A 23769-nucleotide genomic window follows, 5' to 3' on the forward strand; every position below is an offset into this window, starting at 1 on the left:
CTTGCCGAATGCGCTGGACGCGGGGTGGAGCAGCCCGGTAGCTCGTCAGGCTCATAACCTGAAGGCCGCAGGTTCAAATCCTGCCCCCGCAACCAAAATTACGAAGAAAGCAAACAAGAAAGCCCTCTCCCAAAAGAGGGCTTTCTTGCGTTTCGGGCATAGCTCTACGATAGCACAAATCCGCCCCCGAGCACGCGCGCAAGTGGATGCACCCAAACACAGTCGAACACTCCGAAAACAACCCGGCTTAACAAAGTCCCGGATGCGACCCTGGCCCGAAGCCGTGCTTACCTGTGCCGATCACGTCTACGGCTGCTGCCAATGAGGATAGGTCACATAAGCAGTCAACGCTCCTTCTTCGTGAGACCGGATCGTAACCCTGTCGCCTTTCTGCATGGCGATGATCTCTCCCGGACCTGCCATCACCGTCTTGTGGCTATCGGAAACCGTAATACTTCCTTCCAGGATGACCATCGTGTCGTGTACGGCCATTGTTTCTTCGAGAATCTGGTTTGGTCCATAACGCCCGAATCCGATAGTGACCGGCCCGCCATGGCGCTGATCGAGGAGGTTGGCGGTGAAAATGTCACCGTCTTGTCCTGGCGAGCGTTCAAATGCTGCATCAGCAATGGCGAATTTATGAATGACCATACATTGTCTCCTTAAAGGTTTTGCCGTGCGTGGAGCCGCTTTGAACCGCAGCACGTGCTTGTGCACTCCGCCGAGAGGCTTCTTGTCTGGCGATAACGCCGAAAATCTTCATTCAGGATGGCAGCGTTGATCATCAACACGCCGAGGGAATAACCGGAATAGGTCTTCAGTGTTCCGTTTTACGATTATTGCTTGCGGAAGGCTTTGGCCTGCCGTTCCCGGAAGAGTTCAGCGCTGCAGGTCGGCGACGGGCGCCGTGCCAAACATGCTCTTATACTCCCGACTGAATTGCGAAGGGCTTGCGTAGCCCACGTCATACGCCACGCGGGAGACATTGGTGCTTCCAGAGGCGAGAAGCTTTCGGGCTTCCAGCAGGCGTATATGACGCTGGAAGGCCAGGGGGCTAAATCCCGTGACAGCCTTGAAGTGCCGGTGAAAAGAGGTGACGCTCATGCCGGACGAGGCCGCCAGCTCGGGAATGACAATCGGTTCGTTGTGATTGGTGGCAAGCCAGTCGGCCGCCGTCTTGAGTTGCTGGAACCGGTCGTTTCGCCGTCCGACCTGCCGAAGCGTGTCGCCCATCGAGCTTTGCAGCAAACGATAATAGAGCTCGAACTCGTAGTGTGGCGCGAGCGCGCCGACGTCATCGGGCGTGGCCAGAAGTCCGACAAGGCGAACAAATGCATCGCCGACAGGTCCGTTCAGATTGTCTGATGCGACCGCACATGTCCAGCGATCCTCATGCTTGGGCATGTCGAGCACGACACGCGTGAGCATTCCGATATCGAGATGAAGGCTCATGCCGATGTAGGGAAGCTCTGGCGTCGCGTCAGTCAGCTGGTGGATATAGGGCAGGCCGAAGGACGATGTCGCGCAGTCGCCCGCCAGCAGTTCGAAACGATTGGCGCCCATGGTCAAAACCTTCGTGCCCCGTAGAACGGCGTAGAACATCGGCTCGAACACCGCCGGTGTGGGTGGCGTGGTGCGTGTACTTGTCCATAGCGTCAGGCGCGGGACAGGGGTCGGGATGGCGACGGTTCCCCCCTGACGCTCAACAAAGGGAGCAACGTCCTTCAGCAGTTGGGTGATTGGTTTCACAGAGCCGGCCATCATCTCAGGCATGTAGTGATTTGGAAGGATCAGGCAAGTCTCTGGGAAGATCGGGCATGTAGCTTTCGCCGTGCCCGCCTATCTTCAGGCTTAACGAATTGAGCTGCCACGATCCCCGGTAATCAGGTGGAACATACCTCGAGACCGCGCATCGGGGCGACATGAGATTGAAAGGGTCCGGATTATGCAGGAACTGGCTGGAAAGAACGCTCTGGTAACGGGTGGTTCGCGTGGCATAGGCGCAGCAATTGCGCGCGCTCTTTCTGGGAAGGGAGCGAATGTAGCAATAACCTATGAGCGGTCAGCCGAGAGCGCCGCGCAACTCGTTCGGGCAATTCAGGCCGAGGGGGGCACGGCCGTCGCGATCCAGGCTGACAGCGCCGATCCGGCCGCAATACAACACGCCGTGGACGAGACGGTTCGGGCTCTGGGCGGCCTCGACATTCTCGTCAACAATGCCGCGATAGGACGATACAATAATATTGCCGATTTCGCAGTCGAGGATCTCGACGCGTTGCTGGCGGTTAACGTCCGCGGGCCTGTTCTGGCGTCGAAGGCAGCCATTCCACACCTCAAGGAAGGTGGCCGGATCATAAATATCGGCTCAGCGGGCGCGGATCGCATCGTCGGCGTCCCCGGTACGGTCTATTACATGACCAAGAGTGCGCTTCAGGCATTCAATCGCGGACTTGCGCGAGAATTGGGTGCTCGGGACATCACGGTCAATCTCGTTCAGCCGGGATCGACGAACACCGATTCGAATCCCGAGACGGGAGAATCAGCGGACTACCAGCGCAGCCTGAGCGCGCTTGGCCGCTTCAATCAGCCGGAAGATGTCGCGGCCGCCGTCGCTTTTCTCGCAACGCCTGCCGCCCGGCAGATCACAGGGACGATCCTTACCGTCGACGGCGGCGCGCTTGCGTGAAAGCGCACTGCAGCCGGTGCTTCGCACGATGAAAATCGGACGGGGCACCGATCGGTAACCGATCCCTGTGGAAAAATCGGCGCAGTCTGCACATCCCTTCGTTCCCGAACCGCGAAGCGAAAAAATAGCGTCGCATCATGCTCCCTGCCAGCCAAGGAAAAATACATGAAAGCCGCAGTTTACGACAACCCCGGTCCTCCTACAGTTTTGAGATATGCTGATGTGCCCGATCCGGTTTGCGGGCCGGATGATGTGCTTATTGCCGTCGAGGCGATTTCCATTGAAGGCGGCGATCTGATCAATCGCCGGTCGACACCACAGCAATCCCCGTGGATTGTCGGCTATGCCGCTGCAGGGACCGTGATTTCCGTTGGTAAAAATGTCCGCGACCGGGCGGTCGGCGAAAGGGTGGCTGCATTCGATATGCAGGGGTCCCATGCAGAACTCTGGTCCGTCCCGGCCTCGCGCACGTGGCTTTTGCCGGAAGGCGTCGGAATGGCACAGGCCGCGGCCCTGCCGATTTCGTTCGGCACGGCTCATCATTGTCTGATCACCAAAGGCGGCTTGCAAAAGGCAGAGACAGTTCTGATACAGGCTGCCGCCGGCGGCGTGGGTCTGGCTGCCGTCCAATTGGCGCGTGACGCGGGCGCGACCGTCATTGCTGCGGCGGGCGGTAGTGAAAGACAGGCACGCCTGCGCGGCCTCGGCGCATCACATGTCATCGATCGGCTGGAAAAGGATGTCGTTGAGGAGGTTCTCCGGCTGACCGGTGGCATGGGGGCTGACCTCGTCATCGATCCTGTCGGTTCGACTTTGCAAGCGTCCTTATCCGCTCTCGCGCCCGAGGGTCGCCTCGTGTTCGTCGGGAATGCAGGTGGCGGCAGCCTCCATGCCGATCTCTGGCCGCCGATGCAGAACAATCAAACGCTGCACGGTGTCTTCATGGGGCCGCTCTTCGAGAGGACGGCGGTATACGGAACTGTCATCCAGCTTCTCAAGGCCGTGGCCGAGGGACGCATGGAGGTCGTGATCGACCGCGTGTTTCCGTTGAGCGACGCCTCGATGGCACATGAGTATGCGGAGAGAGCCAAGCCGCTTGGCCGCGTCGTGATGACACCTTGAGGTTGCTGCCACCCATTCATGCGGTCAGGCGCTTGAGCCCTTCCCACTGCCGAAGCACTCGATCAGCATTTCGGTCAGCACCCGGACTTTTCTTGCGGGATGCTGACCCGGCGGCCGGACGACATATATCCCGGCCGGGGGTGGAGGATGACCTTTCATCACTTCCACCAGTTCGCCCGCAGCCAGATAATTTTTGACGAGGTCGTAAGGCAGCACGGCGACTCCCAATCCGGCCGCCGCGGCGACAGCAAGAGCAACTCCGTTATCGGCCTTGAACTGTCCCTGCGGACGAACGGTTATCACCCTGTCTCCGTCCATCACCTGCCAGGTTTCCGTGCCTTGCATGAGAGCCTGATGAGCCACAAGTTCTTCGGGTGTTTGCGGCGAGCCGTGGACCTTGATGTAATCCGGGCTGGCAACAAAAATTCCATAGAGCGGACCGACGCGTCTGGCGACGAGGCTTGAATCCGGGAGGTTCCCGACCCGGATCGCGCAATCATATCCTTCGGCGATCAGATCCACGAAACGATCAGTGTAGCAGGTCTGGATCTGAAGCTGGGGATAGCGGCGCGCCATTTGCGCAATCACGAGCGCGAAATGCGTTGGGCCGAAAGAGAGCGGCGCTGCAATCCGCAGACGCCCGCGAAGCTCACCAGCCGGAAGAATCGTCTCCCGCGCCATATCGATGTCGGCTGAAATCCTGGCGGCATAGTCCCGGAAGGTGGCGCCCGCCTCCGTCAGGGAAGCGCCGCGTGTGGACCTGGCCAGAAGCTGAACGCCAAGTTCAGCCTCAAGCCGCGCCAGCCGCCTGCTGACCATGGACTTGGATATGCCGAGCCGCACTGCGGCCGAAGAGACACCTCCCGCATCTGCAACTTCGACAAATGTCCTGATGTCTTCGATATCCACTCTGCGTTCCCCATTCTGCAACACAGCTCAACGCTGACAAGGACTACCGCATCATAAACAGGAATGACAAGTTTCCTCCCGCGGCAACGCCCGAAGGGATGCAGGTCCCTTGCGCAAGCGCCTCGATAAACCGCCAACACAGGATGAACCCATGACCTTTCGTAACGGCCTTGATTCACTTCTCCGCCCCGAAGATTCCGTCCTCGTTCTGATTGATCATCAGCCCTATCAGCTCGCAAACCTGAACAGCCACGATCCGCAGGCTGTGGTCAATCTCACGACGGCGCTGGCGAAGCTGGCCAAAGCCTTCGATGTTCCGACTGTCCTCACCAGCGTAATTGCGGCACGCGGCGGACTTCTCTTCAAGCAGATCACCGACGTGTTTCCTGATCAGCAAGTCATCGATCGCACCTGGGTGAACACCTGGCAGGACGAGAATGTAGTGAACGTTGTCAAGGCGACCGGCCGCAAGCAGCTGATCATTGCCGGACTGTGGACCGAAGTCTGCGTTGCAATGCCCGTGATCCAGGCCGCCGGCGAAGGCTGGGACGTGACCGTGATTACCGACGCATCCGGCGGGATTTCGAAGGAATCTCATGAAGTTGCCATCCAGCGTATGATCGCGGCGGGCGCAAATGTGATGACGGTAATGGCGCTTGCGGGTGAATGGCAACGCGATTGGGCCCGCACCGAGCATGTTGAGGAGCTGACCGAAATTCTCATCCAGCACTTCGGCGGCAGCGGCATCGCCTATCTCTGGGAGCAGCAGTTGCTCAACACGCCGGCGCCGTCCACCAAGGGCGGCCACTAACATAGAGCGGGATGTTGGGGTGCGGGACGGAGAGCTGCGTAAGGCCCATCGTCGCAAGCTTCTTCATCCCAGCCCTGCATCCGCATTGCACGAGAAATCGTCCGTGGCGAGTTTCGTCATGAAGCTGTTACCGAAAGGGTCGCTTACCCATGGTGCGGGGCCGCGGGCAGGAGCTTAAAAGTGCCCGTTGCATCACGGGTGGTGCAACGGGCGCTTATCCGACCTACAAGTGTTTTCAGTTCGGACTAGACTGAGGCTCGGTATCGGGCACGACCGACAAGGTGTGCTTGAGGCATTTGAGTGCAAAGCAGGAGCGCGAATGGCGCACGCCCTCGATCTTGTAGAGCTTGCGGCGCAGAAATTGCTCGTAACCTGCGGTTCCCGCCACCGCGACCTTGATGAGATAATCATATTCGCCGGTGGTCAGATAAGCTTCCAGCACCTCTGGAAGAGCCGCCATGGCTTCGCCGAAGCGTTCCAGAACCTCATCATCGTGACGCTCCAGCATGACCTCGATGATTACCGTCTCGGTCAAGCCTAGCTGCGCCTGATCGAGAATTGCCGTATAGCCGCGGATGACACCTTCCTCTTCCAGCCGCTTGACTCGCTGCCAGCAGGGGCTGGGTGAAAGTCCCACCTTCTCGGATAGTTCCGTATTGCTCAGCCTGCCGTTTTCCAGCAGGGCGCGGAGTATTTTGCGGTCGATCCTGTCGAGCGGCTTCGTCATGCCGGTCTCTCCCAAACATGCAGCGAAAAAATCTGCCGCCGATCCGTCGGCGTGCGAAAGAAGTGTCTTGGTTTCGATGCTTTGGCTGCGCCATTCGAAAGCACCTTCGGCTGGTTTTTTAGTACCGTACTGCATGGTACAGGCAGCAGGGAGGAGCGGGCATGGCACCGATATCGCAGCAGCATTTTCCAAGACCCAGGACGTTGATCCATCCCGGTATTTCCGCGCCTGTGCGCATCAACAGCCTGCGCTCGCCCTCGGCGCGCCATGTCCGGCTGTTCATCAAGCCGGGGCGCAGCCTTTACGACGGCATCGTTCAGCCGCTTGCGGGGGAAGGCATTGAAAGCGCCTCCCTGACCATACTCGGAGGGCACTTCGATGGATTGTCCTATTGCGTTGCTCCGCCTGATCCATCCGGCAACGCCGTCATCGCTTATACGAAGCCCATCGACGCCGGTGCGGCGTGGCTCATCTTCGGCAACGCCACGCTTGGGCGCAGCATGAAGGGCGAGCCGATCGTGCATTGCCACGCCGCCATGCGAACCGCGGCGGGTTTGGTCAGAGGCGGTCATTTGCTGACAGAATCCTGCATTGTCGGCGAGGGTGGCATTTCCGCGCTTGTGACCTCGCTCGACAGTTTCCTGTTGCAACAGTCTTTCGATCCAGAAACGAATATTCCCCTTCTTCAACCGAAAAATCGCATGGAGCGCGCCGATGAACATGCATGATATTGTCGAATCCGGTTCCATGGGGCGCGTGGCCTATGCCCGCATAGCCCCCAATGAAGATCTTGTGCTCGGCGTCGAGAAACTGTGCCTGGCCGAGGGCTTCCGCAATGCCTTCGTGCGCGGTGCGCTGGGCAGCCTGGTGGATGCGTGCCTCGGCACCCGCAGCGGCGATTTTCTGCAGATAAGCGGCCCCGCCGTTGAAATCGTTTCGATAGCCGGCGAAGTACGCGCCCAGCCTGATGGCTCGTTGCGCGCTGCGCTGACCGGCGTTGTGGCCGATACGGAGGGTGCGGTTTACGGCGGCCCCTTCATCGCAGGCGCCAACCCTGTCTGCATGACTTTCGAGGTGACGCTGGAGGAATGGCTGCCGACGGAAAAATCGCAAGCGGCGTGAACAAAATGGGACGAGCAGGGGCGCCGTGTCGCCAAACGTCCCTGCGCCGCTCAAGCTGCGGCCTCACGTTTCTCCGTCAGAAGAAGTTCGAAGGTGACGCAAACGGGGTTTTTGCCGCGCACCAACCGCCCGCCGCTGATGTGGCGGGTGAGATCGACCATCGCAATATCCAGCGCCGTGCGTTCACTGTCGGAGCTGATATGGCCTGCGCGGATAAGGATTTCGCTGGCGTAGGCGGTAATGGTCGTTCCGTCATCGTAGTCCGCGCCAATAAGGCTTCCAATGCCATTGACATCGGCTTCCGGCAGGCCGAATTCCGTGCAGGCCGCTTCGAGGGCGAGGCAGATGTCGGTGTTAGGCCGAACAGTGCATAAAAGCGCCCTCAGTCCCGCATCCTGATGCCTACGCGGCCGGGGGATGGGTGTGAAAAGCGGAAAATTCGTTTCCTCATCCTGCCGAGCGTCGAGGATCGCTCCGTCAAGCGCCAGCGCCTCAAATTGTATTTCTTGGGCAAATTCGGCTTCGAAGGGAAGCAGGTGTCCCATGGAGACGACGCCCTGAGCACTTTTCCACGAACCATGGCAGTGCAGAAACGGCTGGCCATCGCGACGTCCCATATGAAGGCCGGCATCGATGATCGTGCCCTCAGGCATGGAAAAGGTTTCGCTGTACCAGGCCGCATGGGAGGCATCAGGAGCGGCCGCGGGCATAACGTATTCCAGCCGCTTCATCGGCACGTTTTTCAGCCTGATGTAGCCACCCTCGAAACCCCGTTCCGCAAAGGCAGCGGCAATCGCTTCGTTGACGCACATGCCCGCACGGACGGTTAACGTGACGGGATGGGCACGGCAGCCGATGGCGCGAAAGCGCTCGGGTGTCTCCGGCCCGGGGTGGACGATGCTGCGCGGAAGCGCTGCCTGTGCCATCGGCGTCATACCGCCAGCCCCGCGGTGATGAAGCCGCCATCCACGGCAAGAACCTGACCATTGACGTAGCTCGCATCATCCGACACCAGAAACGCCACGGCAGAGGCGATTTCATCGGTTCTGCCATAGCGGTGCATGGGAACACGGCTATGCCACTGATCGCGAACATTCTCGGTATGGACCGCCTGGGTCAGCGGTGTATCGACCGGGCCGGGTGCAATTGCATTGACGCGGATGCCCGATTGTCCGAGCTCGTTCGCCATCACCATCGTCAGGAGATTGACGCCGCCTTTCGAGGCACCATAGGCGCTGCGGCCCCGGTTGCCACACATGCCGGAAACCGAGCTGATGTTGACGATGGAGCCGGGAATCTCACGGTCCAGCCAGTAACGCGCCGCCGCGCGAGCCACCGCGAAGCTGCCGACGAGATTGACGTCGACGATGCGGCGAAATTCTTCGACGCTGGTCTCGACGGAAAGCTTGTCGATGCCGATGCCGGCGCTGTTGACGACGGCCACCAGATCAACCGCCTGTTCAACGCCATTCACCGTCAATGCGGCGAATGCCTCCTCTATCGACGCTTCATCCGCCACGTTGCACACGATGCCACGCGAGGCGTCGATACCGAGCTTCTCGCAGGCCGCGTCCAGCGCTTCGCGCTTGAGATCCAGCAGCCAGGGTTGCCATCCGCGCGCCATCAGCAGCTGCGCGGTGGAAAAACCGATGCCGGATGCTCCGCCGGTGATCGCGACAGCTCCTTTTGTCCCTGCCGTCCGTTGTGTCATACCCTCTCCTCCCGGTTGAATGCCGCGCGCGTCAGCCTGTCCGCTTTTCCTCGAAAACCGGCATCTGGCCACGCCTTTCCAGCTCTTCGCGGATCATTTTCTTGGTGATCTTGCCATAGGCGGATTTTGGCATGGCATCCCAGAACACGACTGTTTTGGGCAGCTTGTAACGGGCCATCTTGCCTTCCAGATAGGCCTTGAGGTCGATGCCGGTGATGTCAGCGCCTTCTCTCGCCACGCAGACCGCCACGCCCACTTCGCCCCACACCGCATCTGGCACACCCAGAACCGCCGCCTCGCTGATATCGGGATGCATGAGAATTTTTTCTTCGATCTCGCGCGGATAGATGTTCGAGCCGCCGGAAATATACATGTCGGAGGCGCGCCCGGTGATGTAAACGAAGCCGTTTTCATCGCGGTGGCCGAGATCGCCGGTGCGGAACCAGCCGTTGCGGAAGGCTTTGGCATTGGCGTCGGGGTTGTCGTAATAACCGGCGAAGACGGCGGGACCGATGACGCAGATCTCGCCGGTTTCTCCCGCCTCCACCTCTTCGCCTGCGTCGTTCTGGATCTGCACCTCCATGCCTGTCCGGTCGAACCCGCAGGTGCCGACCCGCGCTTCCGGACCGTCTTCTGCGCTATGGAAGGAAGGGGGAAGCACGGTGATATTACCGGTGACTTCGCCGAGGCCGAAATACTGCACCAGCACCGGACCGAGCTTTGCCAATGCCCGTTTCTGGTCGGCGCGATACATCGGCGCGCCGGCATAGATGACATAGCGCAGCGAGGAATGATCGAAACGATCCACGGACGGGTCTTCGACCAGCATTTTCAGAATGGTCGGCACGGTGAAGGCATTGGTGACACGCCATTTCTCGATCAACGCCCAAACGGCTGGGACATCGAGTTTTTCCGCTGCCGGCAGCACGGTCTTTGCCCCGTGCGCCACCTGCACCAGCTGGTGAATGCCCGCGCCGTGCGAAAGCGGAGCGACAACGATGGATGCGTCGCCTGTTCCCGTGCCGGGCATCAGATCGCAGAGATGGTTGGTGATGACAAAGGCCATCTGCCCGTGGGTCAGCACCGCCGCCTTGGGGCGCCCGGTGGTGCCGGACGTGAAGAAGAACCAGCAGGGATCGTCGCGATCCACCGCCTCGCCCTTGACCTTCTGACCCAGATGACGGGCGACAATCGCATCATAATCCTCACCGAATTCCGCCTGACCGATGGCGATGGTGAAATCGATCGCTGCGGCTTCACGGCTTGCTTTCGCATGTTCGGGAAAAGCGCTGGCGCAGATCATGCCGCGTGCGCCGCTGGCCTTCGCCAGGTAGCCGACTTCATCTGGCGATTGGCGGTAATTGGTCGGCACCCACACCGCGCCCACCCGGAAGCAGGCGAACATCGATTCGAACATCTGGTTGTTGTTGGAAGACTGCACCAGAATACGGTCACCCTTGACGACACCGAATTCATTGACCAGCGCATGCGCCATGGCGTCGACGCGGGCTTCCATTTGCGCCCAGCTCCAGGTCTTTTCACCCCAGACGAAGCCGATATGATGCGGGTTGCGGCGCGCGGCCTGCGTCAGAAAATGCGAAAGGTTCATCACCCGCGTGGTTGATGGTGTGACACCGCCCGGAGGATGCTGCACGGGGCCAGGTGTCCTCATTTCACGCGCTCCATGATCGAAACATAGTTGGCAACCGCGGTGCCGCCCATGTTGAAAACGCCGGCAAGCGAGGCGCCGGGGATCTGCATGTCTCCAGCCTCGCCCATCAACTGCATCGCTGCCATTACATGCATGGAAACGCCGGTCGCTCCGACCGGGTGGCCTTTCGATTTCAGTCCCCCCGAAGGGTTGATTGGCAAACGGCCGGTCTTCAGCGCGGTGCCTTCGTGGACGACCCGGTGCCCTTCGCCTGGTTTTGCGAGCCCCATGGCCTCATATTCGATAAGTTCAGCTATGGTGAAGCAGTCGTGCGTTTCAACGAAAGAAAGGTCGTCGAGCGTAGCGCCCGCAAGTTCCAGCGAGCCGGCCCATGCGCGGCGGGCGCCCTCGAAGGCCAGCGGGTCGCGGCGGCTCAGCGCCAGAATGTCATTGATCTGTTTTCTGCCCCGAAAGCCGATCGCCCGGTGGAGGCTGGCTGCGGTTTCTTCGTCGGCCAAAACGATGGCCGCCGCGCCGTCGGAAATCAGCGAGCAGTCGGTACGGCGTAGCGGGCCTGCGACATACGGGTTCTTATCGGACACGGTGTTGCAGAATTCGAAGCCGAAATCCTTGCGCATATGGGCATAGGGATTGACCGCGCCGTTGGCGTGGTTCTTGGCGGCGATCATCGCAAGCTCCTCCGAGCGATCGCCATAACGCTGGAAATAGGCCTGGGCGATGCGACCGAACTGGCCGGCAAAACCGCCGGGGATATTGGCCTCTTCTGCGCGGTAGCAAGCAGAGAGCAGAATGTCGCCTACCTCGGCGGTGGGAAGCGCCGTCATTTTTTCGGCGCCCACGACGAGCGCAATGCGGCCCCGCCCCGCCTCGATGAAATCCATCGCGCTGTACAGGGCGGCCGATCCCGTCGCGCAGGCATTTTCGAAGCGCACGGCGGGCGTATAGGCCAGTCTTTCATCACCCATTGCCACCAGGGCGCCCTGAAAATCCTGTTTCGAGAAACCATTGTTCATCACACCGACAAAAATGCCGTCGATATCGCCAACGTCGATGCCCGCATGGTCTATGGCCGGCGCGACGACTGACGCCATCAGCTGTTCGGTATTTTCAAGGGTCGATTTGCCGAAAGGCGAATGCGCCCAGCCGACGATCTGCGCTTTGCTCATTTGCTCGTTCTCCTTGCCTGTCGCTTCGGTTCGCCGTCTCCGCGCGTGCGTGCGCGGCTGGCCATCATTTCTGCGATGCGTGTTTCGATACGTGTCACCTCTTCGCGCAGCAGCGCCGCCAGTTCTGGCTGACGCTCCGGCCGCATGCGGCTATCGACGGCGGCGATGCTCAACGCTCCCGCCACCGCTCCATCCGGCGTGCGGATTGCGACACCGATACCCCATGAATTGGAAAGGATGAGGCCTGGATTGAGCGAGTAGCCGTTCGCCCGGGTCAATTCGACATCACGGCGTAGCCCGTCGAGCGTGATGCCGGGATAATTCGCGGCGATGAGGCCGCTATTGGCGGCGATGACGCTATCCACTTCGGCATCGGGCAGGGCGGCCAGCATGGCGAGAGATCCGGCGCCGATACCCAGCGGGTGCTCGAAACCGGCCTGGAGCGCATGGGTGCGCACGGGCCAGGTGCCTTCCTCGCGATAGAGGCAGAGAGAAAACGTATCGCGGCGTACCGAAAGGAAGCTCGAATCCTCGGTACGGCGGGAAATACGCGTCAGTCCGTCCTGGGCCATCTGCAACAATCCGAAACGGCGTGATGACAGGCTGCCCAGCACGTAGGCTTCCTCGCCGAGATAATATCGGCGTGTCTCCTCGTCCTGTTCCACGAGGCCTGCCCGGATCAACGCCAGCAGCAGGCGGCGGGCCGTTGGCTTGTTCAACCCGCTTTCGGCGACGATGCCGGAAAGCGACACACCGCGTTCGGCGTGCCGCCCCACCATGGACAGCAGCGCCAGCGCCCGGTCCACGGCACGTGCCCCTGTCAGATCGTTTTCCGCCGCAACCACCGTGGCCATATCAGGTAAACGCCCCCACTGCGCAACTTTGGCCGCCGTCGACCGGCAGGCAGATGCCCGTGATAAATTTTGCTTCATCGGATGCCAGAAAAACGGCGGCGCGGGCGATATCGAAGGCATCACCCATGCGCCCCACGGGCACCGCGGCATTACGCGCCGCCACCATTTCCTCGACGGAGGCGTACTGGTTGCTGATCTGCTTGTAGATCAGCGGCGTATCGATCATGCCCGGCAGAACGCAATTGGCGCGAATACCTTGCCGTGCGTATTGCATCGCCAGCGCCACGGTGGCCTGGTTGACCGCGGCCTTCATGGCGTAATAGGCGAAATAAGGATAGCCGGTCCAGCGGATCGAGGCGAGTGAGGAAATATTGACGATGGCGCCGCCGCCCTGCCTCAGCATCACCGGCAGAACAGCCTTGGCGGTGCGATAGACAGAGCCGATGTTGAGATCGACGGAGGCGCGAAAGCGCTCCTCATCCAGCTCCACCGGCCCGCCCATATGCGTCACGCCGACATTATTGTGCAGGATGTCGATGCCATCAAAGGCATCGCAGGTTCGTGCAACTGCCGCTGATACGGATTCCAGCTTCGTGACATCGGCGGCAACGGCGATTGCCTCAAAACCTTCTTCGCGGATGATCTGCGCGGTTTCTTCAGCCGCGCCGGCGGAGAGGTCGACACAGGCCACGCGCGCGCCCTCACGGGCAAATTGCACGGCCGCAGCCTTGCCATTGCCAAAGCCCGGCCCCGATGATCCTGCGCCAAATACAAGCGCGCGTTTTCCCGTCAGGCGACCTGTCAAAACAGTCTCCATTAAAACAGCCAGAAGTGATCGGATCGGCCCCGCTTGCGGCGGGACCGATTATTTGCTGACCGGTCAGGTCAGGCTGGCGCCAACGGCCTTTTCGAGAATGGCCCAGGCTTCGTCGCCATATTTGCTTTTCCACTCGGAATAGAATCCGGCTTCCTTGAGGGCTGCACGGAAGAGCGATGCGTCAGTATCGTTGAAGGCCATGCCCTTGCTGATCAAGTCTTCCTTCACCGAGGCGTTGAGCTTCGCCACGTCGGCGCGTTCATCCTTGCCGGCCTGATTGAGGTTCTTGGCAACGATGGTGCGCAGGTCGTCCGGCAGCCGCTCCCACGCGCGCTTGTTGGCGAGGAACCAGAAACCATCCCACATGTGATTGGTAACCGAGCAGAACTTCTGCACTTCGAAGAGCTTCGCGGTGGAAATGATGGCCAGAGGGTTTTCCTGGCCGTCGACGACGCCGGTCTGCAACGCGGTGTAGACTTCCGCGAAGTTGATGGAAGCGGGAGCCGACTTGAAGGCCTTGAACATCGAGGTCCAGAGAGGGCTCACCGGCACGCGGATCTTGAAACTTTCGAGATCGGCAGGCGTGGTGATGGGTTTCGATGCGCTGGTGATCTGGCGGAAACCGTTGTCCCAGATCGTATCCATGGCGACGAGATTTTGTTTGGCAATTTCACCGCGTACATATTTGCCGAGATCGCCGTCCATGGCCGCCCATACGGAATCATAATCCGGGAAGGCAAAGCCGATGCCGCTGATGGACGCGTTTGGTACCAGCGTGGACAGGATCAGCGGCGAGAGCGTGAAGAATTCAACGCCGCCGGAACGCACCTGGCTCAGCATGTCGGTATCGGCCCCCAACTGGCTGCTGGGGAATATCTTGATATTGACCCGCCCGTCGGTTTCTTTCTCGATACGATCGGCCGCTTCCTTCGCGCGCACGTTCATGGGGTGCGCAGCCGGCAGATTATTGGCATATTTGTAGCTGAATTCCGCGGCGCGTGCGCGCGATACGAATGCGGTGGCAAGAACGGCAGAACCGGCGCCCGCGAGCATGGTACGTCTGTTGATGATCATTGCTTTCTCCTCCCAAATAAAAGCACGTGTCGTTCGTCGGCATGGCGGGCGGACCCGCCACGGTGTCAGAGCAGAATTGTGGACAGACCCGGAATTCCGGCAATCAGCAGCAGGCCGATGACCATGGCTGCGAGATAGGGCCAGATGGCACCCATGGCTTCATCGGGCGAGACATTGCCGATCTTGCAGGCAATGTAGAAGCCGATGCCGATGGGCGGCGCCATCAGGCCGATATTCATGGCGACCACCACGACCATCGAATAATGGATGTCGTTGATGCCGAGCGTGCGGGCAATGGGGAACATGATCGGCGCGAGCAGAACAATTGCAGGCAGTCCTTCCAGCACGCAGCCGAGGATCATGAAGATCAGGATCGACACGATCATGTAGGTCATCCAGCCGCCCGGCAGGTCGGTTATCATCGCGGTCAATTCGAAGGCGAAACCGCTTTGCGTCAAACCCCAGGCCATGGCGGAGGCGCAGCCGAGGATCAGCAGGATCGCGCCCGAGAGCGCCGCTGTCTCCACCAGCATGGAGTAGAGTTTTTTCAGGCTGATCCCGCCATAAAGCACCGCGCCGATAATCATGGCATAGAGCACTGCAATGGTGGATACTTCGGTCGCCGTTGCCACACCGCCGCCCACAAGGCTGCGGATGAGGAAAGGCAGAACCAGAGCGGGTGCGGCAACCAGTGCCGCCTTGCCGACCAGCGGCCACGGAGTGCGTCTGGCGCCATCCATGTTTTCGTTGCGCGCTTTCCACCGTGCCAATACCGCCAGCACCAGAAGCAGCACCATGGCGATCATGAAGCCGGAGGTAAACAGGCCGGCAATCGACACGCCCGCTGCCGAACCGAGGACGATGAGAACGATGGACGGCGGAACGGTATCCGCCATGGCGGCGCCGGTGGCCAGCAGTGCGATCATTTCCTTGGGTTTGTGGCCGCGTCGCTTCATTTCCGGAAACAGCGCAGGTGCGACCGTTGCCATATCTGAAACCTTGGAGCCGGAAATGCCCGAGACCAGAAACAGCGAACCGAGCAGAACATAGGACATGCCCGCGCGGATGTGGCCGAACATCGAGGACAGCAGTTCGACGATCGCCTTGCCCATGCCGGTTGCGTCAAGGACGCAGCCCAGCAGCACGAATACCGGCACCGACAGCAGAATGATGCCCGACATTCCTTCATCCATGCGCCCGACCATAACGATCATCGGAACCCAGGTGGTGAAAGTCAGATAGGACAATGTTCCAAGGCCGAAACAGAAGGCAATGGGCACGCCGAGCGCCAGAAACACCGCCACGAACAGGCCGAGGAAGATCGCCAGGTTAAAATTGCCAAAGGATTCCAGTGTGGGCGACGCCAGAAACAGCAGGCCGGCAGCCACCGCAACCGTGACGATAGCAGCGACGATGTCCCGCAGCCTTTCCCTCCGGAAGAGGTTGTTCATGACCAGGAGCAACATCAGGGAGGCGCCGAATGGCAGGGCTGCGGCGCGGAAAGTCATGGGAATGTTCAGCGCCGCCGATGTGACGACCCATTCCTCGATGGCGTATTCGATTGCGGGCTTGATGATAGCCGCAAGAAATGTCGCCACCAGCACCAGCGCCAAAGAATTGATGTAACCCAGAAAACGCTGCGGAAACATGTTGAGGAACAGCGTCAGGCGCAGGTGCTCGCTACGGTCGATGGCAATGGCCGCACCCAGCATGGCAAACCACAGGAAGCACAACGACGCCGTTTCATCGATCCAGACAATCGGCAGATGCAAGGCATAACGTGATGTCACGCCGAGCAGAAGCAGGCCGATCATCAGCGCCAAAAGAATGGCTGCCATGGCCTCGACCGGCCGCATGAACCACGAGCCAGTTACCGGCTCCGTGTGCAGTAGCTCGCCGTCGAGCACAAAGACGTCGTCATTCGCGTTTGCGGTCATGGTCATTGGGGCCTCCTCTCCCGCAGAACAACCTTCGCAATGGATGGTGGTCAGCAAGGCAGAATGTCCGGGCCCCAGCCACGATCATGGCCGGCATCAGGATATATCTGTCATCGCAAGACCGGCCAGACCCCTCCAAAAGTCTGAGCGTATCGGTATATCGCCTCCACGATATGGACCGTTACAAAACCATACGTTCGGGATACACAGGAAGAATGATAAAATCAATAGTAAAAGGCCGCAATTACGCAGTTTTAGACTCGCGTATAGAGGTCCATATAGTGGATCCTACTTTGGCCCATTCGAGCTTGTGCCTGTGCGATGATCCGGGCGACAGCCGCCATCCTGCCTGAAGTGAACATCGTCGTCATCGAATGATCCCTCGATGCTCCCTGGGGCCGGGCCGCAACGCGACCCGCGCCTCAAATGTCCTTTGCGAGCCGCAGGGCGTCGTAGATCGCCGCATGGGTGTTGCGCGCCGCGACGGCATCGCCGATGCGGAACAACCGATATGTGCCTGTCGGATTGCGCGCGACGGTCTGAGCCTCTCCGGCGAGCAGGGCGTCATAGGAAACCTCCCCGAGATTTGTCGAGCCGGGCTTAAGTTCGAAATACAGTTCGTCCAGCGGGACTGTTCCGTGATTGACGACGATCTGGTCGACGGTGCGCTGTCTGGAAATGCCGCCATAGTCGCTGCCGACGTGGGCGACGATCTGGTTGCCGCTTCTTTCGGCTGCTTCCAGCCGGTAAGTGACGGTGAATGTGGCGTCGAGCTTTTGCAGCGAGCGCATATAGGGAACGAGATTCATGGCCATGACTTCAGGGGCGAAGGAGCGATCCGGTGTCATGATTTCCACCTTGCCGCCAGCCTTGGCGATGAGCTCGGCCGCCTGAAGGCCGGCATGGTCTCCCGCGTCGTCATAGACGAGAACATTGGCACCCGGCCTGACGTCTCCGGAAATAATATCCCACGCGGAGACGACCAGTTCGTTGCCCTTAGACAGCACCTCGGTATGCGGCAGTCCGCCTGTGGCGATGATCACCACATCGGGTTTTTGCGAGAGAACCGTGTCCGCTTCCGCCCAGCTGTTGAAGTGGAAGACGACGCCGAGCTTTTCGCACTGGCTCATGCGCCAGTCGATGATGCCGGTCATTTCCCGGCGGCGTTCGCTCTGCGCGGTGAGGCGAATCTGCCCGCCCGGATGGCTGGCTGCCTCGAAGACCACGACCGTATGGCCGCGTTCGGCACAGACCCTTGCGGCTTCGAGGCCTCCCGGCCCGGCGCCGACGATAACCACCTTCAGGCTTTTCGCGGCCCTGGTGATGGCGTGCGGCATGGTTTCCTCGCGGCCGGTTGCCGGATTGTGAATGCAGAAGGCAAGGCCGCCCTGATAGATGCGGTCGAGACAGTAATTAGCGCCGACGCAGGGACGGATATCGTCCTCCCGCTTTTCCATGATCTTGCGCACAATATGCGGATCGGTCATGTGCGCGCGGGTCATGCCGACCATGTCCACCTTGCCGGTGGCGATGGCATGCCGGGCTGTGGCAACGTCCTGAATTTTGGCGGCATGGAAGGTCGGGAAACGTGTCGCTGCACGGATTTCCCCGGCAAAATCGAGGTGCGGCGCACTTGCCATGCCCTGAATCGGAATAACGTCGGTCAGGCCGGGATCGGTATCGATATGCCCCCTGATGACGTTGAGATAATCGATCAGACCGCTTTCTTTCAGCAGTCTGGAGATTTCGAGGCCTTCTGCCTTTCCGGTGCCACCCTCCAGACATTCATCGGCGGTGTAACGAACACCGAGGATGAAGTCCTCACCCACGCGCCTGCGTATCGCCCGGAAAACGTCGAGGCAGAAACGCATGCGGTTTTCAAGCGAGCCACCATAGGGGCCATCCAGCTCGTTGGTCAGCGGGGAGGCGAACTGATCGATGAGATGACCATAGGCCTCCAGCTCCACCCCGTCCATGCCGCCAGCCTTCATACGCTCGGCGGCGTCGGCGAAATCCTTGATGACACGCTCAATATCCCAATCCTCGATTTTTTTCGGAAAGGCGCGATGAGCGGCTTCCCGCTGGTGTGAAGGTGCGAGCACCGGCAGCCAGTCACCCTTGTCCCACCGGGTGCGCCGGCCAAGATGAGTGAGCTGGATCATGATTGCCGACCCCGCCTCGTGGACGGCGTCGGTCATTTCCCTGATCCACGGAACGATTTCATCCTTGTACGCGAGCAAATTGTTGAAGACGGGAGGGCTGTCTTTCGAAACGGCGGCTGAGCCTGCGGTCATCGTCAACGCCACGCCGCCTTTCGCACGCTCGACGGTATAGGCGCGATAACGCCCTTTCGGCATGCCGTCTTCCGGATAAGCGGGCTCATGCGACGTCACGATGATACGGTTGCGCAGCGTCAGGTGCTTCAGCTGATAGGGTTGAAGAAGGGGATCGTTCGACATGGGCCTGCTCCAAGGGGGGGTATGGTGCGAGGCTAAGAGAAAATGTACATATGTGTCAATTAACAAAACACCAGTGTCTATAAGTTAGACAAGAGTGTACGCCTCGCCTTGTCGCGCAGGGACTGATTTGGTACTCAACTGTCATGGACGCGACATTAAACGAAACCGGTTGGCGTGGATCGCAGGAGGGTTGGCTTGAGGCCGCCTACGAGTCCCTGCTGGAATCGGGGGTGGATTCCGTCAAGATTTTGCCGTTGGCGAAGAAGCTCAATCTCTCGCGCACCAGCTTTTACTGGTTCTTCAAGGATCGGGAGGAGTTGCTGGCGGCGCTTTTGTCCCGCTGGCGCGACAAGAACACGGGAAGCATCCTCAGGCAATCGGAGGCCTACGCGGAAACCTTGGCCGAGGCGATGCTGAACGTCTTCGATTGCTGGCTGGATCCCTCGCTTTTTGACAGCAAATTCGAATTCGCGGTGCGCAGCTGGGCGCTGCAGTCCGATGATACCCTTGCCGAGGTTCGCAAGGCGGATGCTGTGAGAATGGAGGCGCTTTCGCGCATGTTCGTCCGTTTCGGCCATCCCGAAAATACTGCGGATGTGCGCGCCCGCACCACTTATCTTGTGCAGATCGGCTACATTTCCATGCAGGCCGAGGAAGATGTGGCAGTGCGGATGAAGAGAATTGCGGATTACATCGCCATCTATACCGGCGAGGTGCCGCAACAACGGGAGCTTGATCGTTTTTATGCGAGGCACGGATACAGGCCAGGCCCCGGGGCCTGACCCCTGCGTGCGGATGTCGACAAGCGCGGACAACCCTCGGGACAGCGATAAGTGGCGCGGCCAACGCCTTCGATGCCAGTCGGATTACGCCGTTTGGGATGGTACAAGAAGAAGGGGCGGCCGGGCTGCAATCTATCTGCAACATTCACCAATCAGTGGTGGGGATGGCAAGAGCTCATCTTTGGGGGAAAGTCATTGCGAATCCTGCTTCTCGAGGACGAACCCGAAATGGCGCGTGCGCTGCTCGAAGCCTTGCGCCGGCGCGATGTGCTTGCCGATCATGTCAGTACCATCAGCGATGCCGATGTCCTTGCGCGTGACGGCTCCTACGATGTGCTTGTCCTAGATCGCCGCCTGCCCGATGGTGAGGGGCTGAACCTTGTATCGGCGCTTCGCCGCAGCAAACATTCCGTACCGATCCTTGTCCTGACGGCGCTTGGAAGTGTCGATCACCGCGTTGACGGGCTGGATGCCGGCGCGGATGACTATCTCGCCAAGCCTTTTGCGATAGAGGAACTGCTCGCCCGCCTCAGGGCCCTTCACAGGCGCGGCCCTTCCATTTCCGACAGATATGCGATTTTCGGAAATCTGAGCATTGATCAAAGAAGCAATGAAGTCAGCGTTGCCGGCTCCATCCTCGAGTTGCGACGTCGGGAATATCTGGCGCTCGAAGCCCTGATGCGGCGCCCGAACCGTATCGTGACGCGGTCCAACCTGATCGAGGCGGTTTATACGCTCGACGACGAGATCGAGTCCAATGCGCTCGATGCCCACATCTCCCGTATCAGGAAGAAGCTGGCGCAGGCGGGAGCCGCGGTGGAGATTAGAGCCGTGCGCAATATCGGTTATCTCATTCGGGCAAAGTCATGAGTTCGCAGCACAACCAATCCCTGCGTTGGGGGCTGATGAAGCGCCTTCTCGTCCTGCAGGCTTTCTTGCTCGTTCTCTTCGTCGTTCTTCTCGTTGGCTGGATCTGGACCATCGATCCAAGGCTGGAAGGCGCCAATGAAGAGGCTGTGCGCACCATTGCGGAAAGCGTGACAAAGGATGGGCAGGGGCGGACACAGGTGTCGGCTACACCCGATCTGGAGGCGCTGAAACAGCGCTATCGCAACCTCTGGTTCATGGTGCGGGACGCGGAAGGAATCGTCCTTCGATATGGAGATATCCCCACTTCCGTCGTGACGGGCGCATTTCCTTTGGGCATCGAAAGGGCGCGTCTGGAGGCTGGGGAAACAGTCCGGGCCACGATGGAGAACCGCGATACGCCCGCCGGACGGCTGCAGTTTATTGCCGGGACGGAAAAAGGTCTCGCGAATGATGGCGTGAATATCTGGATCAACATACAGCTGGATCTGGAAAAGGATGCGGATGGTGCCATTCGCTGGTTGACCGTGCTGCCGGGAATTGGGTTCATCATTCTTGTGGCTGTGGTGCCCATGTTGCTGCTGACGGGTATTGCGACGTTGCTGGTGACCCCACGTGCGGTCGGCCGTTCACTGAGTGGCCTCATGGAAACGGTCACCCAAGCGCAGTCGATCAATTTTGAGAACCGGTCCGCCCGTATCGCTCGCTCGAAGGTGCCGAGTGAAATCATTCCGCTGGTGGATGCCTTCAATGTTGCCCTCTCGAAACTGGACGAGGGCTATAATCGCCGCAACCGCTTCCTGGCCGACGCCGCCCATGAACTGAGGACGCCGATTGCGATCGTGCGCGTCCGCGCCGATCTTCTTCCCGATGACGCGCTGAGCCGGCAGCTGCGGGCGGATATCGACCGGCTTACCCGCGTCGCACACCAGCTTCTCGAAATGCAGGCGGTGGGCGCGGTAGACCTGCCTGCGGAAGAGCAGGATTTGAATGTTCTCGTCGAACGCATCGCGACCGATCTTGCCCCGATTGCGATGGATGCCGGTTACGAGTTCGATTTCGAGCCGAGCGAAAAAGAAGCCCTGCTGACGGTCCAGACGTCGATCATTGAGATGGCGGTCGTCAACCTCATCCGCAATGCCATCGATCACGGCGGCGGCAGGGGCGCCATTGTCGTCCGGGTGGGTGCAGCAGGAACCATAGATGTCTGCGATGAAGGTCCAGGCATACCCGTTGACGAACGCGAGCAGGTGTTCGAACCGTTCCATCGCATCAACACCAGCTCCTCCGGTGCCGGCCTTGGCCTCAATCTCGTGCAGAAAGCGGCTGAGCTGCATGGGGGCAGGGTGCTGTTCCTCGACCTTGATCCCGGCTTCTGCGTTCGGCTGGAGATCCGCTCCGTCACGCCAGGGAGCGGTGCGGGGCCATGAATCGCCTCCGGGAAGTCCGGACTCTTGAAGTTCTTAAAATAAGATTAAAGAAATAGGTATAAGCACATGAAAAATAACAATTATATTTAAATAAAAAAGGCGCGTGTAATCCAGGCGCAATTCTCGCGCGGAAAATGCCCGTATCTGCTGCGCTCATTCGCACAGGAGACCATGGGAGCCGGTTTCCGGTTCTTCAACGCGAACGGAAACCCTGGCGCCTCAGATTGAGACGCCCCTGGTTTCGTCTGGAGTCATTCATGTCGTTCATTGCAAAATCGCTTGTTGCCATCAGTATTATGGCGGCACCGAGCGCCTATTCCGCTGATCTTGCCAACTACAATGCGCAGCAATTCGATTATAGCAGTCCGCCAGCCTTTTCCTGGGATGGGGCTTATATCGGCGCACATGGCGGCGTCGCCTCACCAAAAGTCAATCCTCTGGCCAGTGGCCGTGGTCTGACGGGTGGCGTACAGGCCGGTTACAATTTCCAGTTCGGCTCCGGTGTCGTCGGGGCGGAGCTGGAGGGCTCGTATCTCGGCAACGAGGCGCGGGTGCCGAATGGCCGCCTGAGAGAGCGTTTTCGTGGCGCCGCCAAGCTAAAGGCCGGTGTGGCGCTTGATCGTACCCTTCTTTACGGCACCGCAGGTCTGACCACGACGAAATTCAAGGATGGAAACGGCGTTACCGGACCGGATGACTGGAAGCGGGGCTATCTCGTGGGAGCGGGTGTCGAACAGAGTTTCGGCGGCGGCCTGTCGGCCAAGTTTGAATATAACTACGTGAACACGGGAAATGTATCGACGACGACCTCCAGCGGCAGATCGAAGACGGATGTCAGCGATCACGTCGTCAAGGCGGGCCTGAACTATCGTTTCTGATCCGCTGACATGTGCCCCAGAAGCATAAGACCGCCGCTTTCGGGTCGAAGCGGCGGTAAGGGGAAATGGCTCGAACGGCGAGGGGGCCGTAAGAGGTTCATTCGCATTCGAGTGAGGGTTGCCGGAAGCTCGTTACATACCAGTCGTTACCGGAACCGCGGGTGTAGAAAGTGTAGTAGCAATCGATGCGCTCGACATAACCAGGCGTTTCGGACACTTCGTAACGCTCGCCATGCCGCGTCGAGCGGACCTCGCCGCTTGATGATCCGGCCACAACCTGCGTCTTGTTCTTGCGCCACTGATAGGCCTGCTGGCCGGGGCCGAGGCTATAGACATTGTCAGGCGGCCCATAGTCCAGCATCACGCTGGTGATGGGTGCGCCGACATAAGTTTTCATCACGGTTGATGCGCAGGCTGTGAGCAAGAGCGATGTGGCGGCGATGAGGGTGATTGCTGGCGGGACTGCAAGTGATGACCTGTCGGACATGGGAATTCCTTTCAGCTGCGGTAAATTTCAGCAGGGATAGGAACAGGTCATTGCAGGTACATTACACTAGCAGACGGCGCGATGGACGGTCGTCTCGACGGGCCCGTGCTTCAGCGGGGCGCACCTGAACGGAATTTCGGCTTTGGTGCGCTGACAGGCTGTTGTTGACTGTGATGATACTGCTCTACAGCACCAGGGCTACGGGCAGGTTTGACCGCCCTGACACTGGCCGCCGGAGCCAGTATCAGCTTCCATCCG

General features: G+C 59.7%; 23 protein-coding genes and 1 tRNA gene. 10 read left to right on the forward strand and 14 right to left on the reverse strand.

Annotated features, from left to right (window positions below):
* The first annotated feature begins 18 nt into the window (after positions 1-18).
* Positions 19-95, forward strand: a tRNA-Met gene (locus FHW77_RS04355).
* Between the two features lie 211 nt (positions 96-306).
* Here FHW77_RS04355 and FHW77_RS04360 read toward each other — a convergent pair.
* Both FHW77_RS04360 and FHW77_RS04365 read right to left on the reverse strand, forming a co-directional pair.
* A complete protein-coding gene (locus FHW77_RS04360; protein ID WP_004443592.1) occupies positions 307-651 on the reverse strand; it encodes a EutQ-related cupin domain-containing protein in 345 nt (114 codons plus the stop codon).
* A gap of 228 nt (positions 652-879) precedes the next feature.
* A complete protein-coding gene (locus tag FHW77_RS04365; protein ID WP_234794421.1) occupies positions 880-1749 on the reverse strand; it encodes an AraC family transcriptional regulator in 870 nt (289 codons plus the stop codon).
* A gap of 196 nt (positions 1750-1945) precedes the next feature.
* Between FHW77_RS04365 and FHW77_RS04370 the strand changes: the two genes are divergently transcribed.
* Together FHW77_RS04370 and FHW77_RS04375 are read left to right on the forward strand one after the other, a co-directional pair.
* Positions 1946-2686: an SDR family NAD(P)-dependent oxidoreductase gene (locus tag FHW77_RS04370; protein ID WP_004443589.1), complete on the forward strand. Its 741-nt coding sequence runs from the start codon at positions 1946-1948 to the stop codon at positions 2684-2686.
* Positions 2687-2851: 165 nt separating this feature from the next.
* Positions 2852-3808, forward strand: coding sequence for a quinone oxidoreductase family protein (locus FHW77_RS04375; protein ID WP_004443587.1), 957 nt, complete (start codon positions 2852-2854; stop codon positions 3806-3808).
* 24 nt (positions 3809-3832) lie between these two features.
* Here FHW77_RS04375 and FHW77_RS04380 read toward each other — a convergent pair whose 3' ends face one another.
* Positions 3833-4717, reverse strand: coding sequence for a LysR family transcriptional regulator (locus tag FHW77_RS04380; RefSeq protein ID WP_004443585.1), 885 nt, complete (start codon positions 4715-4717; stop codon positions 3833-3835).
* Positions 4718-4868: 151 nt separating this feature from the next.
* On the opposite strand from FHW77_RS04380, the gene FHW77_RS04385 reads away from it, so the two are divergent.
* Positions 4869-5528, forward strand: a complete 660-nt coding sequence (locus tag FHW77_RS04385) for a hydrolase (protein ID WP_004443583.1) — start codon at positions 4869-4871, stop codon at positions 5526-5528.
* A gap of 235 nt (positions 5529-5763) precedes the next feature.
* Here FHW77_RS04385 and FHW77_RS04390 read toward each other — a convergent pair whose 3' ends face one another.
* Positions 5764-6255, reverse strand: a complete 492-nt coding sequence (locus FHW77_RS04390; RefSeq protein WP_004443579.1) for an Lrp/AsnC family transcriptional regulator — start codon at positions 6253-6255, stop codon at positions 5764-5766.
* Positions 6256-6416: 161 nt separating this feature from the next.
* On the opposite strand from FHW77_RS04390, the gene FHW77_RS04395 reads away from it, so the two are divergent.
* Positions 6417-6983, forward strand: coding sequence for a PPC domain-containing DNA-binding protein (locus tag FHW77_RS04395; protein WP_004443577.1), 567 nt, complete (start codon positions 6417-6419; stop codon positions 6981-6983).
* Positions 6970-7377 (forward strand): PPC domain-containing DNA-binding protein, encoded by a 408-nt coding sequence (locus FHW77_RS04400; protein ID WP_004443574.1) that lies wholly within the window; start codon positions 6970-6972, stop codon positions 7375-7377. The genes FHW77_RS04395 and FHW77_RS04400 overlap by 14 nt, the downstream gene beginning before the upstream one ends.
* Before the next feature lie 50 nt (positions 7378-7427).
* Here FHW77_RS04400 and FHW77_RS04405 read toward each other — a convergent pair whose 3' ends face one another.
* The 9 genes from FHW77_RS04405 to FHW77_RS04445 form a co-directional block, all read right to left on the reverse strand.
* Entirely contained in the window at positions 7428-8312 is an 885-nt protein-coding gene (locus FHW77_RS04405) for a PPC domain-containing DNA-binding protein (protein ID WP_004443571.1), read from the reverse strand.
* Positions 8309-9088, reverse strand: a complete 780-nt coding sequence (locus tag FHW77_RS04410; RefSeq protein WP_004443568.1) for an SDR family NAD(P)-dependent oxidoreductase — start codon at positions 9086-9088, stop codon at positions 8309-8311. Before FHW77_RS04410 ends, FHW77_RS04405 begins: the two co-directional genes overlap by 4 nt.
* A 31-nt stretch (positions 9089-9119) precedes the next feature.
* A complete protein-coding gene (locus tag FHW77_RS04415; RefSeq protein ID WP_004443566.1) occupies positions 9120-10760 on the reverse strand; it encodes an acyl-CoA synthetase in 1641 nt (546 codons plus the stop codon).
* Positions 10757-11926 carry an acetyl-CoA acetyltransferase gene (locus FHW77_RS04420; RefSeq protein ID WP_004443563.1) on the reverse strand — a complete coding sequence of 390 codons (1170 nt, stop codon included), beginning with the start codon at positions 11924-11926 and terminating at the stop codon, positions 10757-10759. Before FHW77_RS04420 ends, FHW77_RS04415 begins: the two co-directional genes overlap by 4 nt.
* Positions 11923-12780, reverse strand: a complete 858-nt coding sequence (locus FHW77_RS04425; RefSeq protein WP_004443561.1) for an IclR family transcriptional regulator — start codon at positions 12778-12780, stop codon at positions 11923-11925. The genes FHW77_RS04420 and FHW77_RS04425 overlap by 4 nt, the downstream gene beginning before the upstream one ends.
* Position 12781: 1 nt before the next feature.
* A complete protein-coding gene (locus FHW77_RS04430; RefSeq protein ID WP_004443560.1) occupies positions 12782-13585 on the reverse strand; it encodes an SDR family NAD(P)-dependent oxidoreductase in 804 nt (267 codons plus the stop codon).
* A 75-nt stretch (positions 13586-13660) separates the two neighbouring features.
* Positions 13661-14671 (reverse strand): TRAP transporter substrate-binding protein, encoded by a 1011-nt coding sequence (locus tag FHW77_RS04435; protein ID WP_004443559.1) that lies wholly within the window; start codon positions 14669-14671, stop codon positions 13661-13663.
* Positions 14672-14736: 65 nt separating this feature from the next.
* Complete coding sequence (locus FHW77_RS04440; protein WP_004443556.1) at positions 14737-16614, reverse strand: TRAP transporter large permease; 1878 nt, start codon at positions 16612-16614, stop codon at positions 14737-14739.
* 416 nt (positions 16615-17030) lie between these two features.
* Positions 17031-19067 carry an NADH:flavin oxidoreductase gene (locus FHW77_RS04445; RefSeq protein ID WP_004443552.1) on the reverse strand — a complete coding sequence of 679 codons (2037 nt, stop codon included), beginning with the start codon at positions 19065-19067 and terminating at the stop codon, positions 17031-17033.
* Positions 19068-19210: 143 nt separating this feature from the next.
* On the opposite strand from FHW77_RS04445, the gene FHW77_RS04450 reads away from it, so the two are divergent.
* The 4 genes from FHW77_RS04450 to FHW77_RS04465 all read left to right on the forward strand — a co-directional run bounded on the left by FHW77_RS04450 (position 19211) and on the right by FHW77_RS04465 (position 23024).
* Complete coding sequence (locus FHW77_RS04450; RefSeq protein WP_004443549.1) at positions 19211-19849, forward strand: TetR/AcrR family transcriptional regulator; 639 nt, start codon at positions 19211-19213, stop codon at positions 19847-19849.
* 195 nt (positions 19850-20044) lie between these two features.
* On the forward strand, positions 20045-20719 hold the full coding sequence (locus FHW77_RS04455; RefSeq protein ID WP_034498660.1) for a response regulator transcription factor: 675 nt from the start codon (positions 20045-20047) through the stop codon (positions 20717-20719).
* Positions 20720-20754: 35 nt separating this feature from the next.
* Positions 20755-22146: a sensor histidine kinase gene (locus FHW77_RS04460; protein ID WP_182590434.1), complete on the forward strand. Its 1392-nt coding sequence runs from the start codon at positions 20755-20757 to the stop codon at positions 22144-22146.
* A gap of 257 nt (positions 22147-22403) precedes the next feature.
* Positions 22404-23024, forward strand: coding sequence for an outer membrane protein (locus FHW77_RS04465; protein WP_004443540.1), 621 nt, complete (start codon positions 22404-22406; stop codon positions 23022-23024).
* A gap of 97 nt (positions 23025-23121) precedes the next feature.
* Here FHW77_RS04465 and FHW77_RS04470 read toward each other — a convergent pair whose 3' ends face one another.
* Entirely contained in the window at positions 23122-23511 is a 390-nt protein-coding gene (locus FHW77_RS04470; protein ID WP_004443537.1) for a hypothetical protein, read from the reverse strand.
* Positions 23512-23769 lie beyond the last annotated feature (258 nt).

The sequence above is a fragment of the Agrobacterium sp. RC10-4-1 genome (genome assembly GCF_014138475.1).
Classification (GTDB): domain Bacteria; phylum Pseudomonadota; class Alphaproteobacteria; order Rhizobiales; family Rhizobiaceae; genus Agrobacterium; species Agrobacterium pusense.